This is a genomic window from Acinetobacter sp. AOR12_HL (assembly GCF_027855275.1).
In the GTDB taxonomy this organism is placed as follows: Bacteria; Pseudomonadota; Gammaproteobacteria; order Pseudomonadales; family Moraxellaceae; genus Acinetobacter; species Acinetobacter baumannii.
Window position 1 is genome coordinate 70,248 of record NZ_JAKTIJ010000026.1, and the last position, 25,219, is coordinate 95,466.

22 protein-coding genes and 1 pseudogene are annotated in these 25,219 nt (G+C 39.3%); 10 read left to right on the forward strand and 13 right to left on the reverse strand.

The window, feature by feature from the left end; genetic code table 11:
- Positions 1-15 precede the first annotated feature (15 nt).
- Together pheT and MKL36_RS13465 are read left to right on the forward strand one after the other, a co-directional pair.
- Complete coding sequence (pheT, locus tag MKL36_RS13460) at positions 16-2,397, forward strand: phenylalanine--tRNA ligase subunit beta (RefSeq protein WP_021510646.1); 2,382 nt, start codon at positions 16-18, stop codon at positions 2,395-2,397.
- Positions 2,394-2,690: an integration host factor subunit alpha gene (locus tag MKL36_RS13465; protein WP_000126166.1), complete on the forward strand. Its 297-nt coding sequence runs from the start codon at positions 2,394-2,396 to the stop codon at positions 2,688-2,690. Before pheT ends, MKL36_RS13465 begins: the two co-directional genes overlap by 4 nt.
- 171 nt (positions 2,691-2,861) lie before the next feature.
- Here the strand turns inward: MKL36_RS13465 and MKL36_RS13470 are convergent, their stop codons facing one another.
- Positions 2,862-3,110, reverse strand: a complete 249-nt coding sequence (locus tag MKL36_RS13470; protein ID WP_000897676.1) for a hypothetical protein — start codon at positions 3,108-3,110, stop codon at positions 2,862-2,864.
- A 94-nt stretch (positions 3,111-3,204) separates the two neighbouring features.
- Here MKL36_RS13470 and MKL36_RS13475 point away from each other — a divergent pair.
- Positions 3,205-3,330: pseudogene (locus MKL36_RS13475) on the forward strand (hypothetical protein).
- A gap of 194 nt (positions 3,331-3,524) precedes the next feature.
- Here MKL36_RS13475 and rho read toward each other — a convergent pair.
- Positions 3,525-4,793 (reverse strand): transcription termination factor Rho, encoded by a 1,269-nt coding sequence (gene rho, locus MKL36_RS13480; protein WP_001054522.1) that lies wholly within the window; start codon positions 4,791-4,793, stop codon positions 3,525-3,527.
- A gap of 321 nt (positions 4,794-5,114) precedes the next feature.
- Positions 5,115-5,441 carry a thioredoxin gene (gene trxA / locus MKL36_RS13485; RefSeq protein WP_001276875.1) on the reverse strand — a complete coding sequence of 109 codons (327 nt, stop codon included), beginning with the start codon at positions 5,439-5,441 and terminating at the stop codon, positions 5,115-5,117.
- A gap of 278 nt (positions 5,442-5,719) precedes the next feature.
- Between trxA and ppx the strand changes: the two genes are divergently transcribed.
- The 5 genes from ppx to MKL36_RS13510 are packed head-to-tail and all read left to right on the forward strand — an operon-like array spanning position 5,720 to position 10,819.
- Complete coding sequence (gene ppx / locus MKL36_RS13490; RefSeq protein ID WP_001279273.1) at positions 5,720-7,240, forward strand: exopolyphosphatase; 1,521 nt, start codon at positions 5,720-5,722, stop codon at positions 7,238-7,240.
- An 18-nt stretch (positions 7,241-7,258) separates the two neighbouring features.
- On the forward strand, positions 7,259-8,080 hold the full coding sequence (locus MKL36_RS13495; RefSeq protein ID WP_000710403.1) for an acetyl-CoA carboxylase carboxyltransferase subunit alpha: 822 nt from the start codon (positions 7,259-7,261) through the stop codon (positions 8,078-8,080).
- Positions 8,017-9,420: a tRNA lysidine(34) synthetase TilS gene (tilS, locus tag MKL36_RS13500; RefSeq protein WP_079269833.1), complete on the forward strand. Its 1,404-nt coding sequence runs from the start codon at positions 8,017-8,019 to the stop codon at positions 9,418-9,420. The genes MKL36_RS13495 and tilS overlap by 64 nt, the downstream gene beginning before the upstream one ends.
- Positions 9,392-10,228 (forward strand): pyrroline-5-carboxylate reductase, encoded by an 837-nt coding sequence (proC, locus tag MKL36_RS13505; protein ID WP_085916948.1) that lies wholly within the window; start codon positions 9,392-9,394, stop codon positions 10,226-10,228. The genes tilS and proC overlap by 29 nt, the downstream gene beginning before the upstream one ends.
- A gap of 21 nt (positions 10,229-10,249) precedes the next feature.
- Positions 10,250-10,819, forward strand: coding sequence for a YggT family protein (locus MKL36_RS13510; RefSeq protein ID WP_000501183.1), 570 nt, complete (start codon positions 10,250-10,252; stop codon positions 10,817-10,819).
- A gap of 59 nt (positions 10,820-10,878) precedes the next feature.
- On the opposite strand, the gene polA is transcribed toward MKL36_RS13510, so the two are convergent.
- Entirely contained in the window at positions 10,879-13,650 is a 2,772-nt protein-coding gene (gene polA / locus MKL36_RS13515) for a DNA polymerase I (protein ID WP_001134663.1), read from the reverse strand.
- A gap of 154 nt (positions 13,651-13,804) precedes the next feature.
- Between polA and MKL36_RS13520 the strand changes: the two genes are divergently transcribed.
- Complete coding sequence (locus MKL36_RS13520; protein ID WP_021510647.1) at positions 13,805-16,609, forward strand: DUF2339 domain-containing protein; 2,805 nt, start codon at positions 13,805-13,807, stop codon at positions 16,607-16,609.
- On the opposite strand, the gene MKL36_RS13525 is transcribed toward MKL36_RS13520, so the two are convergent.
- Positions 16,599-17,516, reverse strand: a complete 918-nt coding sequence (locus MKL36_RS13525) for a mechanosensitive ion channel family protein (RefSeq protein ID WP_021510648.1) — start codon at positions 17,514-17,516, stop codon at positions 16,599-16,601. The genes MKL36_RS13520 and MKL36_RS13525 overlap by 11 nt on opposite strands.
- A gap of 9 nt (positions 17,517-17,525) precedes the next feature.
- A complete protein-coding gene (locus tag MKL36_RS13530) occupies positions 17,526-18,347 on the reverse strand; it encodes a hypothetical protein (protein WP_000462729.1) in 822 nt (273 codons plus the stop codon).
- Between the two features lie 96 nt (positions 18,348-18,443).
- Here MKL36_RS13530 and gspE point away from each other — a divergent pair, with 96 nt between their 5' ends.
- On the forward strand, positions 18,444-19,934 hold the full coding sequence (gspE, locus tag MKL36_RS13535) for a type II secretion system ATPase GspE (RefSeq protein ID WP_001166321.1): 1,491 nt from the start codon (positions 18,444-18,446) through the stop codon (positions 19,932-19,934).
- A 54-nt stretch (positions 19,935-19,988) separates the two neighbouring features.
- Here gspE and MKL36_RS13540 read toward each other — a convergent pair whose 3' ends face one another.
- From MKL36_RS13540 to MKL36_RS13570, 7 genes are all read right to left on the reverse strand, one after another.
- On the reverse strand, positions 19,989-20,420 hold the full coding sequence (locus MKL36_RS13540) for an organic hydroperoxide resistance protein (protein WP_000051124.1): 432 nt from the start codon (positions 20,418-20,420) through the stop codon (positions 19,989-19,991).
- Between the two features lie 87 nt (positions 20,421-20,507).
- Positions 20,508-20,945, reverse strand: coding sequence for a MarR family winged helix-turn-helix transcriptional regulator (locus tag MKL36_RS13545; protein WP_000371731.1), 438 nt, complete (start codon positions 20,943-20,945; stop codon positions 20,508-20,510).
- Positions 20,946-21,104: 159 nt separating this feature from the next.
- Positions 21,105-21,482 (reverse strand): DUF4951 domain-containing protein, encoded by a 378-nt coding sequence (locus tag MKL36_RS13550; protein ID WP_000266123.1) that lies wholly within the window; start codon positions 21,480-21,482, stop codon positions 21,105-21,107.
- Between the two features lie 14 nt (positions 21,483-21,496).
- Positions 21,497-22,321 (reverse strand): carbon-nitrogen hydrolase family protein, encoded by an 825-nt coding sequence (locus MKL36_RS13555; RefSeq protein ID WP_000177088.1) that lies wholly within the window; start codon positions 22,319-22,321, stop codon positions 21,497-21,499.
- 26 nt (positions 22,322-22,347) lie between these two features.
- On the reverse strand, positions 22,348-22,869 hold the full coding sequence (gene gigB, locus MKL36_RS13560; protein ID WP_000103065.1) for an anti-anti-sigma factor GigB: 522 nt from the start codon (positions 22,867-22,869) through the stop codon (positions 22,348-22,350).
- Between the two features lie 102 nt (positions 22,870-22,971).
- Positions 22,972-23,940, reverse strand: a complete 969-nt coding sequence (gigA, locus tag MKL36_RS13565; protein ID WP_000273589.1) for an RsbU family protein phosphatase GigA — start codon at positions 23,938-23,940, stop codon at positions 22,972-22,974.
- 115 nt (positions 23,941-24,055) lie between these two features.
- Positions 24,056-24,955 carry an MlaA family lipoprotein gene (locus MKL36_RS13570; RefSeq protein WP_001109856.1) on the reverse strand — a complete coding sequence of 300 codons (900 nt, stop codon included), beginning with the start codon at positions 24,953-24,955 and terminating at the stop codon, positions 24,056-24,058.
- Positions 24,956-25,219 lie beyond the last annotated feature (264 nt).

Below are 25,219 nucleotides of genomic sequence, written 5' to 3' on the forward strand. Positions count from 1 at the left end.
TAAGGTTTTATAAAGATGAAGATTAGCGAAAATTGGTTACGCACATGGGTTAACCCAGCAATTGATAGTGATACATTATCTGATCAGTTGACTATGCTTGGTCTTGAAGTAGATGAGCTGGCACCTGTTGCTAAGCCATTCACTGGAGTTGTGGTTGGTGAAGTTCTAACAGTTGAGCAGCACCCAGATGCAGATCGTCTGCGTGTAACAACAGTGAATATTGGTTCAGGTGAGCCTTTACAAATTGTATGTGGTGCTCCTAACGTTCGCGCTGGGATGAAAGCACCTGTGGCAACTATTGGTGCAATATTACCGGGTGATTTTAAAATCAAAAAAGGTAAGCTTCGTGGTGTTGAGTCACAAGGCATGCTGTGCGGTGCCTCTGAAATTGACCTTGAAGATAAAATCGATGGTTTACTTGAGTTACCTGCCGATGCTCCAGTAGGGGTAAACATCCGTGAATACTTAAAACTTGATGATAATGTCATCGATATTAGTATTACACCAAACCGTGGTGACTGCTTTAGTATTCGTGGTATCGCACGTGAAGTTGCAGTGATTAACCAACTGCAAATGAATGAGCCTGAAATCAAATCAGTTGATGCGACAATTACTGATGAGAAAAAAGTAGTCATCAACACGGATGGTGCTCCACGCTACTTAGGACGTGTCATTAAAAATGTAAATGTTAAAGCTGCGACCCCAGAGTGGATGGAACAAGCTTTAGCACGTTCAGGAATTCGTACTCATAGTATTTTAGTTGATGTAACGAACTATGTCCTCATGGAATTGGGTCAGCCAATGCATGCTTTCGATTTAGCTAAAATTGAAGGGACTGTACATGTTCGCCAAGCTAAGTCACAAGAAAAGTTACAGCTTTTGAATGATCAAGAAGTTGAGTTGCAAGAAGATGTGATGGTTATTGCTGATGACCAAAAAGCACTAGCAATCGCTGGTATCATGGGTGGTCTAGCATCAAGCGTAACTGATGATACGACTGATATCTTCTTGGAAAGCGCATTTTTTGCTCCGCTTGCGATTGCTGGACGTGCTCGTCGCTTTGGTTTACATACAGATTCTTCACAACGTTATGAACGCGGTGTAGATTTTGAATTGCCGTTAATTGCGATGAACCGTGCTTCTCAGCTTATTCAAGAGTTGGCGGGTGGTGAGTTCGGTCCAATTACTGTAGTTGAAAAATCTGATTTACTTCCGAAACGTGAAGCGATTGAACTTAAGCAAGCTCAAGTAGACCAGCTGTTGGGTTACAAAGTAGCGGCAGAGTTCATTACAGATGCATTAACTCGATTAGGTTGTGAAGTCACTGTTAAAGCGGATGGTGAATGGAGCGTAGTTCCACCATCACATCGCTACGATATGGCAATTTATCAAGATTTGATTGAAGAAGTTGCACGTATTGATGGTTATGACAATATTCAGATCAGCTTACCAAGTATGGATGTTCAACTTGCTAAGTACCAAGATCGTTTTGAAATCGCACAGTTACGTCAAACGGTAGTCACTTTAGGGTATCAAGAAGCGATTAGCTTTAGCTTTGCTGATGCAAAACTTGAAAAGCAATTGAACCCGCAAGTAAGTCCGTTAATGTTGGCAAATCCAATCTCTAGTGATTTGGCTGCAATGCGAAGTACATTGCTTTCGAGCTTAATTCCTTGTGTACAATATAATTTAAACCGTCAGCAAAGCCGTGTACGTTTCTTTGAACTAGGTTTGCGTTTTGATTATCAAAATGCTAATTCTATTCAGGATCTGAAGCAAACTCCTACATTGGCTTTAGTTGCCGTAGGTTCTCGTGAACCTGAATCATGGCATGCTAAACCACAGCCAATGGATTTCTTCGATTTTAAAGGGGAAGTAGAAGAGATTTTAGCTGCTGGACGTGTCAAAGTTGAGTATGTACGTTCAGAGCGTTCATGGTTGCATCCAGGGCAATCTGCTGAAATTTTAGTTGATGGCCAATCAATTGGTTACCTAGGCCGCTTGCATCCATCTTTAGAAAACGAACTAGATTTGAGCACAACTTGGGTTGCCGAGCTTGATCAGGCTGCTGTTTTGCAATCTTATGTATCTAATTTTACAGAATTATCACGTTTTCCTTCGGTTAGACGTGATATTGCGCTTTTAATCTCTGATAATATAAATGTTAGAGATATTCAGCAGTTAATCGAAAAAACTGGTGGAGAGCTTTTAGACTCTACTTGGTTATTCGATGTGTATACGGGGCAGGGTGTCGAAGAAGGTAAACGCTCATTAGCGTTTGCGTTATTATGGCAACATCCTTCACGTACGCTTGAAGATGCTGAAATTAAATCTGGTATGGACAATATAATCCAAGTGTTGGAAAACACTTATCAAGCGACATTGAGGGCCTCATGACAGCATTAACTAAAGCAGACATGGCTGATCATTTAAGTGAGTTAACCAGCTTAAATCGCCGTGAAGCAAAACAAATGGTCGAGTTGTTCTTTGACGAAATTAGCCAAGCGCTTATTGCGGGCGAGCAGGTTAAGCTTTCTGGTTTTGGTAATTTCGAGCTTAGAGATAAACGCGAGCGTCCAGGACGTAATCCGAAAACTGGCGAAGAAATTCCGATTTCTGCACGCCGTGTAGTTACCTTCAGAGCGGGTCAGAAATTTAGACAACGCGTTGGAAATGAGCAGATCGATTGATCTGCTTTTTTTATTTATAATTTTAAATAAACCTAGAATAAATTTTTCTCAATATTAGAAAAGTATGCTTAGCCATTGATACATCAAATCTATTTTAATGTGTAAACATAAAATTTAGGCATAAAAAAAGAGGACAAAATGTCCTCTTTTTTATCTAATCTAGAATCTAGATTATTGTGCAGCAGAAGCAGCAGCAACGTCAGAAGCAGCAGCAGCAACGTCAGAAGCAGCAGCAGCAGTTTCAGCAGCAGCAGCGTCAACAGCTACAGCAGCTTCAGATGCAGCTTCAGTAGCTTCAGAAGCAGCAGCTACTGCTTCAGATGCAGCAGCAGCAGCTGGAGCTTCTTCTTTCTTAGAACAACCAACGAAAGCTAAAGTAGCAGCAACAGCAGCAGCAACAGCGAATTTTTTGAATAACATGGCATCACTCTCACAAAAAAGATTTGAGATTAAAAAAACCTAAGTTGGACTGTTTTGCTTTTATTATTCCTAAAACGTAGCTAGGTAACAACGCATGGAGCAGTCTAACTGGTCTGCCGCTATGCTATCACTGCAAATGTTGAAATACTACTGTTAGCTGTCAAAAAAGATCGGGAAAAGAGTGAAAAAAGTCTGTTTTTTAACAGAAAAAAACAATTAATCAGCTGAGATATATTGGAAAAGGTATAAGTAAGCTACTAAAAAACATGGTTTTTTTATATTAAAAATATTTGTTTTCAAAAACTTATAAATAATTTTACATAAAAATCAGCAAAATGTATTTTTGTGTAAAGCTTGTCAACCAAATAAAAAAGGCCACTCAATAGAGCGGCCTTTTTAGAATAAATAATATGATTATGTTGAAGCTTTACGTTTCATCTGATCAAAGAAATCATCATTTGTTTTGGTTTCTTTCATACGATCAAGTAAGAACTCCATAGCCGCCAACTCATCCATAGGGTGAAGAAGTTTGCGGAGAATCCAAACTTTACGTAATTTATCTTCATCCATTAAACGTTCTTCACGACGTGTGCCAGATTTCTTAATATTCATGGCAGGGAAGACGCGTTTTTCAGCAATACGGCGATCAAGTGTAATTTCTTGGTTACCTGTACCTTTAAACTCTTCGTAAATGACATCATCCATTTTACTACCAGTCTCAATAAGAGCAGTAGAGATGATTGTTAAAGAACCGCCTTCTTCGATATTACGAGCAGCACCGAAGAAACGTTTTGGACGTTCTAAAGCATGTGCATCCACACCACCAGTTAATACTTTCCCTGATGAAGGAATTACTGTGTTGTATGCGCGGGCTAAACGTGTAATGGAGTCAAGTAAAATCACGACGTCCTTTTTGTGCTCAACAAGACGTTTTGCTTTTTCAATGACCATTTCTGCAACTTGTACGTGACGTGCTGGTGCTTCATCAAATGTTGAAGCAACAACTTCACCGCGTACAGTACGCTCCATCTCGGTTACTTCCTCTGGGCGCTCATCAATTAATAAAACAATAAGGAAAACTTCCGGATTGTTTCTCACAATAGATTGAGCAATGTTTTGAAGTAACATTGTTTTACCCGCTTTTGGCGGAGCGACAATAATAGAACGTTGACCTTTACCGATTGGTGCAACTAAATCGACTACACGCGCGGTCAAGTCTTCTGTTGTACCATTACCAAGTTCCATAACCAGTTGTTCGGTCGGGAAAAGTGGAGTTAAGTTTTCAAATAAGATTTTATTACGTGAATTTTCTGGTGTGTCATAGTTAATTTGATTAACTTTGAGCAAAGCAAAATAACGCTCACCTTCTTTTGGTGGACGAATGGTACCTGTGATGGTGTCACCTGTACGCAAGTTAAAGCGTCGGATTTGTGAAGGGCTCACATAAATATCATCCGGACCAGCTAAATACGAACCTGCGGCAGAGCGCAAAAAACCAAAACCATCAGAGAGAATTTCAAGAACGCCGTCACCAAAAATTTCTTCGCCATTCATCGCATGGCGTTTCAAGATGGCAAAGATAATATCTTGCTTTCGGTTACGAGCCATACCTTCAAGGCCCATAAATTCAGCAATTTTAATTAGTTCGCCGATTGGTTTTTTCTTGAGTTCAGTTAAGTTCATAAGGGTCAGAATTAGGAAAGAGTAGAGTGTGGTTTAAAAAGAAGAAAAATCGCTCGCATACAAAAAAGAGTATCGCAATTGTATTTACACAATAACAATTCAGAAGTCTGATTAACTGTTTCGAAGAGAAATGTGAAAAAACAATTTCTGTTGCCGAGTGGCGATCTTTATGTTTGTGTCTTGTAAGAAGCCGGACAGAAGACGATTCCCTTCAGTGCCTCTTGAGCATGCAATATAAGTGAGATCAGCCAATTTGTCAATTTATAGCCGAAAAAAATACGCTATAAAGGTATAGCGTATTTTCATCTGTAACGTTACGTCTTAAACGTTTTCGTCAATGAAGCTAACGAGTTTAGAACGAGGCACAGCGCCGATTTGCTGAGCTACTACTTCACCATTTTTGAAAAGTAATAGAGCAGGAATATTACGGATATTGTATTTCACTGCCGTCTCTTCACAAGAAGTCACGTCAACTTTAACGATTTTTACTTTACCCGCATATTCACTTGATAAATCTTCAAGAACAGGTGCGATGGCTTTACAAGGTGCACACCAACCTGCCCAAAAGTCAACAAGTACAGGTGTTTCAGCATCTAGAACATCTGCTTGGAAGTTATCATCAGTTGTATTTACAATAGTCGCAGACATGGTACGGCTCCAATTTTTAGAAAAAGTGCTATCACTATAGGAGGAGATAATCTCTATCAGTATTACATAGCTACTTAGTTCAATGTAAGGGTTTGATGCTATTATTCAAGGCTTAAGTAAAATTGTCTAATGGATGCTGACGATATTCATCATCGGCTTGTACAATCGTTTAACAAATAGAAAAATATCAAAGGCTATTAATTGTTGATGAAAATGGCTTTTCAATTGCATTCTTGTGAATTACTCTAGGCGTGAATTGTTATGGGTTTAGTTCAATAATGTCTGACTTTCTGATTGATGAAGAATTACTTGCTGCCATAGATATGGGGTCGAACAGTTTTCACCTTGCCATTGCACGGGTAGATCACGGTGAAGTTAAAAAAGTGGCTTCAATGTCAGAAAAAGTACAGCTTGCAGCTGGTCTTGATGAAAATAAAAACTTAACAGAAGCAGCACAGCAACGTGGTTTAGCCTGTTTGGCTCGTTTCGTTGGGCGTTTAGGCTCAGTTCAACCTAACCGTTTAAGAATTGTGGCAACGAATGCTTTGCGTCAGGCTAAAAATGGCCATGAGTTTATTCAAAAAGCCGCTGAAATTTTGCCCAAACCTATTGAGATTATTGCAGGCCGTGAAGAAGCACGCCTGATTTATCTTGGTGTATCACATACGATGGCCAATGGTGGACGCCGCTTAGTGGTTGACATTGGTGGTGGATCTACCGAGTTTATTATTGGCGAAGAATTTGAGCCAATTTATACTGAATCATTACAAATGGGTTGTGTAGCCTATACAAAAGCCTATTTTGCCGATGGTGAAATCACACAAAAAGCATTTGATAAAGCAGTTGTTGCTGCGCGTAAAGAGCTTTCAGCAATCGCCACCACTTATAAGATGGAAGGGTGGGATACTGTTGTAGGTTCAAGTGGAACCATTAAAGCTTGCCGTCAGATTATGGTGAATATGGGGCTAAGTGACGAGCAAGAAAATGTCACCCGTGAAGGTCTCCATAAACTTAAAGATAAGTTACTTAAGTTCAAAAATATTTCTGAAATTGATTTTGAAGGACTTCGAGAAGACCGACGAGCAGTTTTGCCAGCCGGATTGGCAATTTTGTACGCTGTTTTTGAAGTTTTAGAAATTGAACGTTTGGCATATTCTGATGGTGCATTACGTGAAGGAGTCATGTATGACCTGTTAGGCCGTTTTAAGCATGAGGATATCCGCGACCGTAGTGTACAAGCGTTAATGGGACGTTATAACGCCGATCCGAAACAGGCAGAACGGGTTGTAAATACGGCTCAACACTTATTTGATAGTGTTGCTAAACCACTTAATTTAACGAGTGAAGACAGTGACTTACTGCGCCGTGCAGCATATTTGCATGAAATTGGTTTAGCGATTAGTCATGGTGGCTATCATCGTCATGGTGCTTATTTATTGCAACATTCCGATATCCCAGGTTTCTCACAAATTGACCAAAATCATCTTTCACATTTGGTTGCTCATCACCGCCGTAAATTGCGAAATGATGTAAAAAATGAAGTTTTAAAGGCTGGCGGTCATAAATTAGTTTATTTAAGTTTGTTACTTCGCCTAGCAGTTTTACTCAACCATAGCCGCAGTGATCAGATGCTTCCTGCCATTGAATTGACCATCATAAATGATCAACAATGGCAACTTAGTGTTTCTGGTGATGCCAAACAATGGCCATTGTTAGTTGCCGACTTGCATGATGAGCAAGAGCAGTTTAAGCATTGGGACATTGAATTGAATATTCAGTCGGAAAAATTTATCGATTAAAGGGATAATATTCGACCTATGAAAAAAGCTACTCAGTCCAAAGCGTGGACAACGGTTCAAATTGCACGTCATCCTGAACGTCCGCAGTTTCTAGATTATGTCGGTGAAATCTTTACAGAGTTTGATGCATTGCATGGTGATCGTTTGTTTGGTGACGATGGTGCGATGGTAGGTGGTCTTGCTCGTTTTGACGGTCAACCTGTGATGGTCATTGGACAACACCGTGGTCGTAGTACCCGTGAAAAATTAAAGCACAACTTTGGTATGTGTAACCCAGAAGGTTATCGTAAATCTCAGCGCCTTTTAGATATGGCTGAGCGTTTCAATCTACCAGTTTTCACCTTTATTGATACTATGGGTGCATATCCGGGTGTTGGTGCTGAAGAACGTGGTCAGGCAGAAGCAATTGCGACTAGCCTTGCTCAACTTTCAAGCCTGAAAGTACCTGTAATCGCAACAGTACTTGGTGAAGGCGGTTCTGGTGGTGCTTTAGGTATTGGTGTTGCTGACAGAGTGATTATGTTGTCACATAGTATTTATTCTGTGATTTCGCCTGAAGGCTGTGCATCTATTTTGTGGAAAACTGCTGAGAAAGCAGCTCAAGCGAGTGAAGCTTTAGGTTTAACAGCAGATAAACTACAATCGCTAGGTATTGTTGAATATGTAGTAGATGAAGGTGAAGGTGCGCATTTAGATCCTGAGCGTGTGATGCAAAACTTAAAAGTAGTTTTAAAGCAGGCTTTGGATGAATTGCTACCAATGGATGCAAATGAACGATGCGAAGCACGTTATCAACGTTTAATGAAGTTTGGCAGCGAAAATTTAGGCATGGCGTCTTAAAGCAAGCTCAAGAGTTCTCTGAAAAAAGTTCTTTTCTTATTGGATGTAGTGGTGGCATGGATTCAATGCTACTGCTACATTTAATGGCTCAAATTTTCCCTCAAAAGATCCGAGCAATTTATATTGATCATCAACTGCAAGATCAAAGTGCAGAGTGGGCGGAAGTGGTTGCCACACAGGCAACAATATTAAATATTCCTTATATTATTCAAAAAGTTCAGATCGCAAACGGCAATCTGGAAGCACAAGCACGTCAAGCGCGTTATCAAGCATATCAGCAACATTTACAAGAAAATGAAATTCTGTTGCTTGCTCATCATCAACAAGATCAGGCAGAAACAGTTATTTTGCGATTATTGTCAGGTGCGGGAGTAGATGGACTTGCTGCGATGCAGGCTATTGATTACCGTAAAGATATGACAATTTGGCGCCCCTTTTTGGATTTAACACGTGAGCAAATCGCCTTATGGACTGCTCAGCTTGAAGTTAAATATATTGACGATCCAATGAACTATGACAACCATTACGATAGGGTGTGGTGTCGTGAAGCACTGTGGCCATTTTTAACAAGCCGTTTTCCAAAAATGCAGCAAGCTTTGAGCCGAACCAGTTATCTGATGCAAGATGCTTCTGAAATTTTAGAAGAAGTTCTTAAAGATGATTGGCAATATTCTGGTTCAGCTGACTATTTAGATTTAACGAAATTATCCGAGTTATCTTTTGCGCGGCAGCGCCAGTTACTTTCTGCGTGGATGAAAGGCCAAGGGCAATATCGACCTGCATTTGAAATGGTCGAACGGCTAAGAGCAGAAGTTATTGAGTCTAAGTCAGATGCTCAAGCCGCTTTACATTGGAACCAGTTTTACTATGTCCGTTATCAAAATATACTCTATAGGTTGAGTAGACAGGTTTATCTCGCTGAAACTTTAAATCCGGTTGATGCTGAACTAGAGCATTCATTTAAATTAGAAGAAAGATGGCAGGGCGCAGCTGGCCTATTCCATGTTGAGTGTAAAAAAATTGGTTTAAGTCATTCTTTATTGAATAAAAAATTAAAAATCATTCGACGTCAAGGTGGGGAAAAGATTCACCTATATGGTCGTGTTGGGCAATGGCCTTTAAAAAAAGCAATTCAAGAAGCACATATTTTGCCTTGGCTTCGTCATACAATTCAAATATTAGTCTTAGATAATGTTATGCTTGGGGTTTTTACACCGAAAGGATTTTGGTTGGCTCAGTCTCCATATTGTGAGGAAGGAGGGTGGCAACCAGATTTAATTTCTCATTCTTGTAATCTGGTAAATGGCGAATATAGTTATGGCAACAGCAGTGAATTGTAATATCTGTTTTATTGGTGGTGGTAATATGGCCCAAGCATTAATTGGCGGGCTCATTTCAAGAGGATTACCACCAACACGTATTACCGTTTCAGATCCTGTCGAACAAATTCGTCAACTATTGCAAGAAAAAGAAGTTCATGTAACTCAAGATAATACGGCTGCTATCCAGAATGCCGATGTAGTTGTTCTTGCTGTAAAACCACAAGTTCTGGCAAATGTTCTACGTCCGTTAAAAGGTTTATTATCGGATAAATTGGTTATTTCGATTATTGCCGGTGCGGAAATTAAGACAATATCAAATTTGATTGATAGTGAACGTATTGTGCGAGTTATGCCAAATACACCTGCATTAGTTCAAACTGGTGCTCATGGTATTTACGCGACTGATGTGGTTGGTGCCTCGGACCGTGAATTAACGAGTCAGATTTTAGCAGCAACTGGTTTAACAATTTGGGTAAACTCCGAAGCTCAAATTGATGCAGTAACGGCGGTTTCAGGTTCAGGTCCAGCTTATTTCTTCTACCTCATGGAAAGTATGATTCGTGCAGGTAAAAATTTAGGCTTGGATGAAAAAGTTGCAACTGCTTTAACTCTTCAAACAGCATTAGGTGCAGCTCAAATGGCAATTACGAGTTCAAATACTCCGTCTGAGCTGCGTAAAAATGTGACGTCACCGAATGGTACAACCCAAGCTGCACTTGAAGTTTTTGATCGTGCACAAATCTCTCAAAATATTCAATCTGCATTAGCTGCTGCACAGAAACGTAGCCAAGAATTGGCTCAAGAACTGAGTGACAGTGCAAAATAGCTTTAATAGGATAAGACAACTATGGGTGCAAATTCTGCGCTAATTTTTGGAATTTTAATTAACGTCGCGATTTTATTGGTCTTTTTCCGTTTTTTAATGCAATTGGCGGCAGTAAGTCCTTATAATCCTGTGGTTTTATCGACAGTAAAGGCGACTAAGATTGTTGATATTTTTGGCCGAATTTTTCCAACGGTCGCAAAAGGTCGATTCAATCTGGCAGCGTTGGTTCTTTTAATTATTTTATATTTACTGAAAATTTTCGGTGTAATGTATCTTTCGGGTTCCATGCCAAATAGTCCAGTTCATTTAGTGATTCTGACTTTTGTGACCATGATTCAGGATTTGATTCGCTTCTGCCGTTACTTAATTTTTGCAACAATTATTTTGAGTTGGGTCGTTATGTTTACTCAATCTCGCTCACCTTATATTGAGGTGATTCAAGATTTAGCTGAACCGTTACTCGCCCCATTCCGTCGTTTGTTGCCTAATATGGGGATGATTGACTTATCTCCAATTTTGGCATTTTTGGCACTCTATATTGCCGAGATCTTAATGAATGAAGTCGCTAAAGTTTTATTAACTGGACTTTAATTTTGTAAGATTAAAAAAAGGGCTGTATTACAGCCCTTTTTTATTGGTTTATCGATAAATTAATGGGCATCATCCCAGTTTTTACCTTGGCCTACTTCTACGACTAACGGTACAGAAATTTCCAGAACAGACTGCATGACATCCGCAATTTGTTTTGAAAGTTCATCTGCAATGTTTGAATCAACTTCAAACACCAATTCATCGTGAACTTGAAGTAATAGTTTTGCTTGATCTTTTGGCAGGATTTTATCTACTTCAATCATTGCTAACTTAATAATATCAGCAGCACTACCTTGTAAAGGTGCATTAATTGCAGCACGTTCAGCAGCTTTACGTACCATCACATTTCGAGCGTCAATATCCGGTGTATAAAGACGGCGACCTAAGATAGTTTCAACAAACCCTTGTTCCGATGCTACTTGGCGAGTACGTTGCATGTATTCGTAAATGCCAGGATAGCGTTGGAAGTATTGTTTGATATAGTTTTGCGATTCTTCACGAGTAAAGCCAAGTTGACGAATTAAACCAAACTCGGACATACCGTAAAGTAGACCGAAATTCACAGCTTTAGCCTGACGGCGCTGATCATTGGTCACATCTTCAATTGCAATACCTAACACTTCTGCCGCTGTTCTACGGTGTACATCTTGACCATGTTGGAATGCATGAACTAAGGCATCATCTTGAGAAAAATGAGCCATTAAACGAAGTTCAATTTGCGAGTAATCGGCTGCTAACAAAACTCGTCCTTCCGGTGCAATAAATGCTTTACGGATTTGACGGCCAATCTGTCTACGAATTGGAATGTTTTGTAAGTTAGGGTCAGAAGAGGATAGGCGACCTGTTGCCGTTAGTGCTTGATGATAGCTGGTATGTACACGATGGGTGTCATTATGCGACTGCTCAATTAAACGGTCAGTATAGGTGCTCTTTAATTTTGCTAATCCACGGTGTTCTAAAATAATTTCCGTTAAAGGATGCTCAATTTTTTCAAGAACACTTTCACTGGTGCTGTATTGTCCAGTTGCAGTTTTTTTACCACCTTTAATGCCTAACTTATCAAATAGAATTTCACCTACTTGTTTAGGCGAAGCAATATTAAAAGTTTCACCTGCAATTTCCATGGCCTGATTTTCAAGGTCTTCCATAGTTTTCGCAAATTCAACACTTAATTTATCTAAGAAAGCATGATCTAAACGGATTCCATCTTCTTCCATACCCGATAAGATTCGAGCAACTGGCATCTCGATGTTATATAAAATATTTTCTAATTCAGGATGTGCTTTAAGTTTATTTGAAAGTACTTCATATAAACGATAGGTCACATGTGCATCTTCTGCTGCATAATGAGCTGCAACTTCAATCTCAATTTGATTAAAAGTCTTCTGTTTTGCACCTTTGCCAGCAATTTGCTCAAAAGTAGTGGTCAAATGGCTTAGGTAAACACGAGCAACATCATCCATGCCATGACGAGTAGCTGCTGCATTCAGTACATAAGATGCCAGCATGCTATCGAAATACCAACCTTTAAGTTCAATACCGTGATTAGCAAAAATGTGCGCATCATATTTAAGATGATGACCGATTTTTTTAACTGCTTCATTTTCAAGTACAGGCTTGATTTGCGCTAAAACTTGTTCACGGTCCAGTTGTTGTGGCGCATTTTCGTAATTATGTGCTAAAGGAACATAGTAGGCATCTTTCGCATCAAATGCGATTGAAAAACCAACCATCTCGGCAATACGGTAATCAAGACTTGTGGTCTCTGTATCAATAGCAAAATGATCGGCATTCTGCATGCGTTGCCAGAGCTGATCCCATGCTTCTTGTGTTAAAACAGTATGATAGTTTGCAGTTCCAAGCTGGTCATCTTGACTAGTCAAGCTTGCTTGATCTTCTGTTTCAATCGTTTGAGCAGGTTTAACTTCATTTTGGACAATAGTTTGTGAAGCTTGCTGCTTATAGCTTGAGCTATTTGGATTGTTTGGATGATCGAGAGACTGTAATTGGTTTCTAAACTCAAGCTCCGTATAGAGATTGCGTAAGGCATCTACATTTGGATCAGTAAGTTTTAATTCATGCCAGTCGAGTTCTAAAGGAAGATCACAGACAATGCTTGCCAACTGGTGATCAAGCTTAATATTGTCTAAATTATCTTTAATATTTTGGCTCAGTTTGCCTTTAAGTTGGTCTACATTGGCAATGATATTATCCAATGTCCCATATTCGGTCAGTAATTTGGCAGCCGTCTTTGCGCCTACGCCAGGTACACCCATAATGCCGTCAGATGCATCACCCATAAGGGTTAAGTAATCGATAATCTGGTTTGGCCAAACGCCAAATTTTTCAAATACGCCGTCGGTGTCTAATACCCGATCTTTAAAGCTATCTTCAAGTTTTACATAGTCATTAACCAGCTGGGCCATGTCTTTATCTCCGGTTGAGATAAGCACATGATGACCTTCTTTTACGGCGCGTTTAGCGAGAGTCCCGATAATGTCATCGGCTTCTGCACCCGGAAGACTATATAAAGGAATCCCTTGAGCCTTAATCAATGCATGTAAATATGGAATCTGTTGAGACAATTCTTCCGGCATAGTCGGGCGGTCACCTTTATAAATAGGTGAAAGCTTATGACGGAAAGTTGGCTCAGGCGTATCAAAAATGACAGCCATATGTGTCGGTTGCATACGACGCATCAATTTTTGAATGGCAGAAATTGCTCCACGTATTGCATTGGTATGTAACCCTGTAGAGGTCGTCAATGGTGGTAATGCATGATATGCACGAAATAAAAAATAGGACCCATCAACCAAGACAAATGGTGGCATTGAACAATTCCTTAAACTGAATTATGGGTATTTTACGTGAAAACGGCTATGAATGCAGGTTTATGATTTTTGCAGTATTTTGTATGTATAAATATACGCATGTATTGGCTTGAAGTAAGATGGCCTGTAATGAAGGTGTCATATTGCTAAGCCCATGTATAAAAAAGACAAACAGGGAATGATCATCGTTTTGATCGCTTTGACTTTGTTTTTAGCCATTTCAATTGGTTTTAAATTTCAGAGTGCCGTTGTTGCTTTATCTATTGCACTTACTGTCATTCTCGTTCAATTACTGTCAAATCTACATGAGCGTTTAACTCATTTAGAACAGCAGTTTTCTCAGCAAAAAACGCCACTTTATTCTATTCATATGCAAAGAACAGTGATTTATGCAGCCGCCTTGGTTGCATTAGTTGCTTATATCAATCATTGGATGTGGATTGCTGGTGGGGCTTTACTGGTTTTATTATTATGTTTAATTCAAACCATCAGCGCTTTTCATACTCGACTGTTGTACCTCGAGTCTGCAAAACAAACTGTTCATGTAAATGAGACCATACGAACAGGAGTTATAAATCCTGTAATAGACCAAGTTAGTTCCAATAATACGGATACGCTAGTTCCAGCGGGAACGGCACCTTTAAATCAAACAGAACAACCAGCTCATGTACAAACCGCATGGTGGCAACCAGCAGTCGATTGGATGATTCATGGTAATCCAATTTTAAGGGTGGCTGTTGCTGTGCTTATGGTTGGGGTAGTGCTCTTACTGCGTTTTGCAAGTGAGCACTGGCAGTTGAGCTTAGGTGTGAAACTTGGTTTTATTGCGATTGCAGGAGGTGTATTAACAACATTTGGATATACCTTGCAAAAGAAAAACCAGCTATTTGCTGTAGCATTGCAAGGTGTAGGGTTAGCTGTTGTCTTTCTAACGCTTGTGTTCTCACATCATTTTGGTGTAATCACGAGCCTAACTACAGCAAGTATTCTATTTACGATTTTATTAGCAATTACAGTATTCCTGAGTTTAAAACAACAAGCTATTTATTTGGCAATACTCGCACTGGGTATGGCTTATGCGGCTCCTTTAGTTATTCCGCAATATCGTCCTGATGTGGTTTTTTTATTTAGTTACTATCTTGTTATTAATCTTGCAGTCGCTGCGGTTAATTTTATTCAGCCTTGGAAAATCCTAAATCAGATTGCTTTCTTTGCCACAATGTTTATTGGCGGTAGTGCAATCGCATTTTATGCAGAGCCAGCAAAATTTGACACATTAGACTGGATTTTATGGCTCCATATAGCGCTATTTATTTGGTTAAGTGTTCGTTATAGCCAAAATATCTCTCGGGTTTCAGAACATGAAAAACAAGAGGGGATCCGTTTACCTCCGCTTTTAGATGTTGGTCTTATTTTTAGTGTACCTGTACTAGGCTTTACGCTTCATGCCTATTTAGTTCATGAGTCGACCCAAGCTTTAACAATTGGTGCTGCTGTTTTAGCAGGCACCTATGCGGTGTTAACGTTCTGGATTAAAAAAACTCATCCTCAGCTTTCAGTCCTTGCAAAAAGTTTTTTCATTCTCGCGGTTGCTTTTTTTGCCTTAATTTTCCCGCTTGCAAAAGGAGCACATTGGACAGCGATTGGTTGGGTTGCACAAGGAACGGCTTTAATCGTTTGGGGAGTAACTGAACGCTACCGTTTAAGCCGATATATTGGTGTGATTTTAGTTTTACTCAGCTCACTTGCACTGTTTTATCAGGTTTGGGCAAATGAAGAGTTTCCAACACTAAGCACTAGCATTTATGCAATTGCCCAATTCATTTCGGCCTTTTATTTATTGCAATACAACAGCAAAGAACAACGCTATTTTAGCGCAAGCATGTTTAGTGGTATTTTCTTATGTTTAGGCATGTATGCGGGCGCCGTAGCAGGTGTAGAAATAATGGCATGGCATCATCATGCTTTAAGTCCGTATTTGATCTTCGCCGTAGCCCTAATCGCAATATTTAGTGCGATTGTTCACTATAAACTTCGTGTGCAATGGCAAAGTTTGCAGTTAATTTTAATTAGCCTGTTACTGTTATTAGTTTTGGGTGAGGCTTTTATGAGTCAGGTCTTCACTCTGTTTAAATGGGTAGACTCATTACAACAAACTACTTTCCTAGTCTCTACCATTATTCTTAGTGGCTTATTTATTATGGCTCAACCGCAGTCAAGTCATTTGGGTTACGTCAAGGTATGGGCTGGTTTAAGCTGGTTGGCGTTAGCGATAGTTGGTTTGGCAATCTTTGCACAAATGCCAGTTGTTGCTCTGGCTTTTGTTCCTGTGGTTTATTCGCTTTGGGCGTATAAGGCTCATAAAACGACACTGTTACATCAAATTCCAGTTTGGTGTTTAAGTTTAATTTGGTTGTTAGTTGTGAGCGTTGATCGCCACTCCGCTGAGTACCTTTATTTTGTTCCTTTATTTAACTTAACTGACTTCTTTTCAATTTTGGTATTCGCTGGCCTACTCTTTATTATTTATCAGCATGCTTTTGATCAAGATAAATCTCTGGAATGGACTTTTAAAATTACAACAATTTTAGTGGGCTTACTGGTATTTAGTAGTGTAGTCGTCAGAGGCTTGCACCATTACTGGGCAACACCGCTATGGAGTGCTTCAATTTGGACAAACGGTGTAGTACAGCTAAGTTTGACGTTACTTTGGGTTATATTGGCATTTGTTTTGACTACATACTCTAGTCGAAAAATGATTCGTCAACTCTGGTTTGTAGGCGCTGCACTTTTAGGGATTGTTGTATTAAAACTAATTTTGCTTGATCTATCACAAAGTGCGACATTAACTCGGGTCATTTCGTTTATTGGAGCAGGTGGGGTAATGTTGATTATTGCTTATCTTGCGCCATTACCACCGTCATCCTCTGTACAGAAGAATCAAGAGCCTAAGCTTTAGGCTCTCGTTTTAACTCTTTTTGATTGCTGTATTGATGGATATCATCTTCAGCAAAAGCAGTAGATGGTCGATCAATTAAGCCCATTTTCGGAACAGGAATTTCAATTTGGTTATCTAAAAAACCATTTCGGATACGTTCTTGCATTTCATCTCGAACTTTTAAAGAGTTTTCTTGACGACACCACATTGCAAATAAAAGCTCAATCGATGACTCCCTGAAGGCAGTAACTGTAACAGCAGGTTTTGGATCATCTAACACGAGTGGATAATTCGCTGCGACGTTAAGTAGAACCTCACGGACTTTAATAATGTCTTCATGAAAGTTAATTGCCAAAGTAATTGGAATACGCCGTATTGGATATTTTGATAAGTTGTGTACGGGAGCACGAATGAGTTGTTCGTTTGGTAAACGAATATAGACGTTGTCGAGTGTAAGTAACTTTACCGAAAGCAAATCAATTGAGATAACTTCGCCTTCGATCGTGTTTCCGCGAATAAGTGTAATTTGAATCGTATCACCGACCTCAAATGAACCTTCACCAATCAAAAATAAACCACTAATCAAGTTACTGGCAGATGTTTGTGATGCGAAACCGAGTGCTACTGTTAAGATCCCCGCTGCCCCCAGAAATACACTAAGTTTGAACCCAGCTTCTTTTAAACTCGTCATAATGAAGAGTAAGAAAATAAAATAGAAAATACCGCGGCGCCATACCAGACGCTGGTGAGCATTAAAACGTGAGCCAACGGTTCTAATAAATGTATTTGAAATAATACGGGCAAGGACAAAACCAATAAAACAAAGCACAACACCGACTAAAATTTCACTAATTCGTTCGGTATTGATATTGGTAAATATGCTTTTGAGGCTATCAGCGATATCTTTTGGAATACTTGAATCGGCCATAAAACCCCCTTAAAAGAATGAATCAAACATATTAAATAGCGCACCACCTGGTGAACGTGGTGGGTGAACATAAGTCACTTCACCTGCCAGAGGGGGAGTACGGTTTTCAATACGAATACGGGCTGGGCGGTCAGAGCCTTCATAGTAGACTTTGATTTGTGATGTCCATAAGCGTCCCGTACTTTCACTATAAAATAGCGGTAGGGCGGTAACTGGTACATTCATACGATCAAAGCGTAATTGATGATTACTGGTATTATGAAAATCGATCGGCGTAACTGCACGAAAAGCACGTGGGGTTAATAGATTTAAATCGGTACGACCATCAACAGAGGTTGCATAACAAATTTCACCTTGCTGTGCATTAGGACCAAACCATGTATCTTTGGGTTGAATTACAGGAATCTCAAATAAAGGTTCATGCTGACTTTCAACTAAACCGGCAATCCATAGGGGGGTACTAATATAAAGTGTCCCACGTTGACCCGCTGGAATGTAGATTGGATCAACCGGTTTAATTACCACTGATCGGTCCGCCAAACGTGGCATGAGTAAAAACTTCGGATTAGTTTTCCGAAACATATAACGTTCGACTTGCACAGAATGTGGAAAACCAAAATTTGCATCCGTTATGATGTGCCAATCTTGCTCATTATCATCTTGGAGAGTCGGGCGATAATATTCGATACGCCATTCTTTTATGCCGCGTGTTAAACGAAAGAGCATTGAACCGAATTGCCATGCTTTGGACTGGTTAATTTCAAAGTGCTGTTCACCCCACCATTTTAAAGAATTCTGGGGGTGAGGCTGATATTCATTATTTTCAAACAAGACGTAAAATTCCTCTACCGAGTTGTTAAACAGACTTCACGCTGTAATCTGCTTAGAGTACACTCAAAATCATCTTATTCATCATTATAAATTGTGATGCAAATATTGAAACAAATACAAGTTCCATATAGTTTTGCCAAGCGTCATGGTGTTTTATTTCGTTATGACGGTGATCAAGTTTTTATTGTTAGACGTCAAAATACAGAAAAAATTGCATTGCAGGAAGCAAGACGAATTTTGGGGAAACCTGCACACTATCAATTATGCACTGAACAAGAATTTAATAGTCTATTAAGTACCAGTTATGCAGGGGATACAGGTGAATCTCAACAAGTAGCTGCGGGCTTAGAAGACCATCCGGATTTATTAAGCCTTGCAGATCAGGTGCCTGAAACAGAAGACTTAATGGATCAAGAGGATGACGCGCCTATTGTTCGTCTAATCAATGCACTTCTCTCTGAGGCAATTCGTGTTGGTGCTTCAGATATCCATATTGAAGCCTTTGAGAAAAAGCTATCAGTTCGTTTACGAGTAGATGGACAATTGCGTGAGATTGTACAACCGCGCCGTGAACTAGCCCCGTTACTTGTTTCGCGTATTAAAGTTATGGCGAAACTCGATATTGCCGAAAAGCGTGTACCGCAAGATGGGCGTATTTCTTTACGTCTTGCTGGTCGTGAAGTCGATGTCCGTGTTTCAACTTTGCCTTCTTCTCATGGTGAAAGGGTGGTCATGCGTTTACTCGATAAACAAGCGGGTCGCCTTAATATGACTCACCTAGGTTTAATGGCAAATGACTATGAACGTTTAACTCAGTTAGTACATCGTCCGCACGGTATTATTTTGGTCACAGGGCCTACTGGTTCGGGGAAAACGACGACTTTATATGCTGCCTTATCTGATCTAAATGACAATACTCGTAACATCTTAACTGCCGAAGATCCAATTGAGTATCAGCTTGAAGGTATTGGCCAAACTCAAGTGAATACCAAAGTGGATATGACATTTGCTCGTGCTTTAAAGGCAATGTTACGTCAAGATCCAGATGTGGTCATGGTGGGGGAGATTCGTGATCTAGAAACTGCTGAAATTGCGGTGCAGGCATCCTTAACAGGTCATTTGGTTTTATCGACGCTACATACCAATACTGCTATTGGTGCAGTGACTCGTCTTAAAGATATGGGGATTGAACCTTTCCTGCTTTCAAGCTCTTTAATTGGGGTGGTTGCGCAGCGTTTGGTTCGTACTTTATGTCCACATTGTATGACATGGCGTGAAGCCGATACTTTTGAGAAGCAAGTTTTTCAGCATATTTCCCATGAACCAAGTTTAAAGTTACCAGAGGCTCAAGGGTGTGATCAGTGTTCTCATTTAGGGTTTAATGGCCGTACAGCGATTTATGAAATTGTACCTATTGATGAACCTATGCGCCGTCTCATTCATGGTAATGCAGCTGAATTTGAATTAGAAAATCATGCTCGTCAGTATTCTGGTTCTATTCGCGATGATGGTTTACGTAAGGTGCTCTCAGGTAAAACTACACTTGAAGAAGTGCTTCGTGTAACCAATGAAGCAAGTGAAGCATAATTTGTAAGATATAAAAAATGCCCGATATGATTCGGGCATTTTTTATATTAAAACTTATTCAGTCACAATATTAAACGTCACATCAATATTGTTACGAGTTGCATTTGAATATGGACAAACGATATGAGCTGCTGCAACTAACTTTTCAGCTTCTTCACGGTCCATACCGATTAAATAAACATTTAAAGTAACTTCAATACTAAAACCTGTTGGAATTGGACCAATACCGACTTCACCTTCAACATACGCATCTTTGCTAATATTGAATTTATCGCGATTTGCAACAAATTTTAAAGCACCTAAAAAGCATGCTGAATAACCAGCTGCAAATAATTGTTCTGGGTTAGTTACAGCACCACCTGCGCCACCCATTTCTTTAGGTACACCAAGTTGTACGTCTAATACACCGTCTGATGAAGTTGCACGACCATCACGGCCACCTGTTGCTTTGGCTTTTGCACGATACACAACTTTTTCTAATGACATCTTTTTATTCCTAAATTAAATTGAATGCAAGTATATCGTACACGACTTAATTATTTTAACAAGTCAATTTTGTAAAAAAATTGGTGATTATTTAGCTATATTTGTACGGAGTTGTGTTAATTGATCTTTGAGACCGAGAAGGGTAGCCGTATCACAAGAACTGGCCTCTAAGATATGCGTTGGAATATTTACGGCCTGTTCTTTAAGTTTTTTCCCCTTTTCGCTAAGCGTGATAATGACTTGTCTTTCATCTTCTTTTGAACGAGTACGATTAAGAAGCTGCAATGCTTCTAACTTTTTTAAAATTGGGGTTAAAGTTGAAGACTCTAAAAATAACTTGCTGCCAATTTCTGAAACAGTAATCTCATCTTTTTCCCACAACACCAACATCACCAAATATTGAGGATAAGTAATCCCTAATGGAGTTAAAAGTTTGCGATAAAGTTGATTAAGGGCTAAATTTGTTGAATAAATGAGGAAACATAATTGATTCTCAAGCTTTAGATTTTGACAGTCTTGGTCCATATATTCCTCAGAAAACTAATTAGTGCTTTTCTAGTATATCGCTTTATGTTTAATTTCTTAAATGCTCATAATTTAGAGCTATTGATAAAAATAAGATAACGTAAAAAATGGAGTAATCTAAACATTACTCCATCACTTAAAAATACTAATTTAAAATGGTTACCAAAGGTCGGCAATTTTTTTCATTAAACGAGCACGATATTTTGCAGTTGGGTTATTTTCATTACGTTGTTGCTCTTGTTCATAAAAATCTTGCCAGGCCGTGATCATTTCTAAAGTTGTTCCTTGTTTTTTAATCATAGAAACATCGGCAGGCTGAATATTCTCTAAACGCTGTCTGGCACCTTCTGCACCTGTCCCCCAACCAATAATCCGCTGGCCAAAAGCAGGCAGAGGAATATTTTTTGGAGTAGGAGGTAGTACATTTTGTTTAAGCTGCAAATTTGGAGAGACAAAATTATTCGTTGTCCCGAAATCAGTCGCATAACAGTGAATATTTGCCCCTAAGCAAAAAATGCTAAATAAGTATTTCCACATGAATAATTAAGCTTTTAATAGTGAATTAATTTACGATGCATCATTAAAGGCATTGATGTACGCACAAGTTCTTGAGCAGCTAAATCAAAAGGTACCGTAATTAAACCGTTCCCTTCATAACCAATCATACTTAAAACTTGACCACGACTATCAGTTGCTCCTGCATGCCCCCAAGTTTGGCGTTTTTCCCCATGCCAACCTTGTTGTGCAGCCCCTAAAACATAGCATTGGCTATCCATTGCACGTGCTTGCAGCAAAAGCTGCCAATGCATCTGACCTGTTGTATAGGTAAATGCAGCAGGAGCAGTTAATAGATGAGCGCCTTGCTGTCTAAGGGTTAAAGCTAACTCAGGAAAACGCAAGTCATAACATACCATTAGGCCAATATTGCCAAAAGGGGTAGATGTGACTACAACGTCTGTTCCTGGTTCAAAGAAACGAGATTCCTGATATCCACCCACAGCATCGCCAACTTGTACATCAAATAAATGTATTTTGTCATAACGTGCTTCGGTACGTTCAGGACTGATGCATAAACTCACTGTACGCACTCGACCATCTTGTATGATGGAACCATCCGGACGAAATGGGCACGGTAGAGTGCCTGCAACAATCCAGATTTCATACTGATGCGCAAGTTTCTCAAGTCTTTGTTGAATCGACTCAAATTGCTCTGCTGTTTCACGCTGTTTGCCAGCCGCAAAACAAACAAAGTTTTCAGGAAAAACAATTAAGCTGGCATTTTGAGCCTTGCTTTGCTGAATCAATGACTCAATTACTTGAAAGTTGCTTTCAATGTCATCTTGGGAATTCATTTGAACAACCGAAACAAGAGTCATATACACATCCAGATTAGCAATAAAGTTTAGGCATTTTGCTTATCAGATACTTGTTCAAGCGTGTCTTGTTCTTTTTGCAATTGCTTAACAAGCGGCTCAAACATGTTCTGATTATTTGCATTGAGTTTCATCAATGTCTTATGTGCGTCCAGAACGGTTCTTAGCATCGCATTATGAGTAATGTGCTCGTCAGTTAACGTTAAAGTGCAAACGTTAGGATCGCCACAATAATTCAGGATGACAAAAACCTGCCCTAGCCCCATGCTGTTGGCTAAGGTTGTGATATCTGGATTGGTAGATAGCATCACAGCTTGAATATGATGAGTCTGTTTCAGTTTTAAACCTAGCTTAGCTAGGATACCTAATACAGTACTATCAATAAATGTTGTTTGGGTTAAATCAACGATTGCACCAACAACATTTTCTTGCTGTTCAATTCTGTTTAAAAGTTTGTCTAGACTTATACAAGAATGGGCTCGCACTTCACCAATAAGCTTGAAAATATGCGTTCCATTTAAACTTGCATATTCAACATGACCTGTTGACATATAAATGCCATTTTCAGAGAAGGATAGAAAAATTATCACATAGTGCCATCTCAGACTCAAGAGTCCTTAAGTCGTATATTATGTAATTAATTGATTCTTAAATTAATTCATTCGACAAAGACTAAAGATGGCAATGTCATCAGCAACGTGATCAGGGGCTTGGAATGATTGATTTTGCAAATGTTGAACTAATTGTTGAAACTGATCATTCAAGCCGCCATCAAATGGTTCTAGTGCTCCATCTGAGCAAATAATGAAACGTGCATGACGATTTAATGTGCATACATGTTCTTCAACTTCTAACTCATCAGTTAACCCTAAGGGAAAGCTGCTGGTGGTTAAAATTTTTGGAGGTTGATTAGGTTCAAAAATAATTGGAGGAGGGTAATGACCTGCACTAGACCAGCGAAGACTATGAGTTTCAAGATTTAGAATACCGACCACAATTGTAATATGTTTTTCAATATTCTCTTGAACCAGCATCCCATTTAACTTTTTGATTAACTGTCGTGGTGTTTTGGAGCGACCATGAAAGGCTGCCATCCAAGAAGTTAATAAGCTACTTGTTACACCATGCCCTGATACATCGGCGAGATAAAATAAAACCTCTTTATCATTGAGCTTCCAGTAGTCGTACCAGTCGCCTGATAAATAGGCAGAAGGTTGGAAAAAAGTTTCAACCTCATAATTTAATAAATCAATAGGATTTGGCAATAAACGTTTTTGTAATTCTGCTGCCGAAGGTAAATCACGGCTATCCTGATTACGTTTATATTGTGCATCAATTCTTGTTAAAGCTTTATTTAGATCTTTAGGTAACTGGTTCCATACCCATCCTGCAAGAGCACCCGCTTCCCATGCTTGAGCTAAAGCACTACCTTCATGCTCAAAAGCAATCACGATTGTAGGTAAACGCCATTTATAAGTTAGGAAATCTTGTACATCAGCAATTGCGATAATTGTTGGGTCGTATAAATCGAGATCATCTATGTGAATGACTTGTAAGTCTGGTAATGCTTCCAGAGCTTGCTCTACGAAAGGGATAGAGCGTGTCGGTTTAATAAAATACATAGAAGATATGGTAGTCCTTTTTCAAGATCACTTTATCCATCATAGAGGATGTATGACCAAAATCAAGGTATTGCCTTATTATAAGAAAAATGCAATACCTTGATTTGTCCTTTAATTATTTTTCGGTTTTATCAGTGTTATCTTCTGGTACATCTTCGGATTCGTCATCATCAATAAAAGACACATCTGCCGAATCACCTTTTTTCTCGGCAATCTGGAACGCTTTACGTTGGAGATATAAATCACGAATCATTGCATATTGATCGCCTTGTATAGTTTGGTCTAAATCTAGATATTGAGCGCGTGTATCAACGGCTTGTAATAGATTAGTCGACCAATACAGGCCATCTTGATCATCCATAATGTATTTTTGTGGACGGGCCTGAGCATCTACAGCCAAGCCAACGCCATCACGTAAAGTACTTGGTCCAAAGAAAGGCAGCATAAGAAATGGTCCAGAAGGAACGCCATAGTAACCGAGAGTTACACCAAAGCTTTCTTCTTCAGGAGGTAAGCCTAAGCGGCTCGCTGGATCGGCTAAACCTAAAGTTGTTAACGTATTAATAGTAAAACGACCTAAAGTTTTTGCGGCACGGCCAGGACGTCCTTGAATTAGTTGGTTAACAGCATTCCATGGTTCGCCAAGGTTTTTACGAAATTGTCGGTAAGAACCACGTACATCTTCTGGTGTCTTTTCTCTATATTCAACAGCAACGGGACGCAAAACATGGCGATCTAACATATCGTTAAAAGAATAAATTGGACGGTTCAGTGACTGTAATGGATCTTTCACTGTATCTGGTTGAGCAGCATTTGCGTTGATCTTTAAATCTTTAACTTTTATGCCTTTCAAATCTTTAATAATTTGTAAGTGAGGTCGGCTATGCTGAGTCTGGGTTGAAGTAACATCTTCCGAACTAGCGGCAGATTCTTCAGTAAGATTTTCTTGAGCATGGGCTGAGGTGTAAAGACCTACAGTTAATAAGCTCGACAAAAGTAAATTAGAATAATTCATATAATTCCTTAACCGCTAGCCAGGCTATATTCAATATGCAGTTGGGTAGAGATATATTTTAATACAGAAGCGATAAGCTATTATCAATGTAAAATTGATCAAATTATATAGAAATATAGCCAAAAAGCCTAAAAAATGTACGCTTGATATGAAATGCTATAAAAAGGGGTTGCAAAGGGAGAGAGATGGTCTATAATGCACATCCATCGGCGGTGATGCAGATAGAAACTTGTTGAAAAACAGTTACTTGTGATTAGATTGATT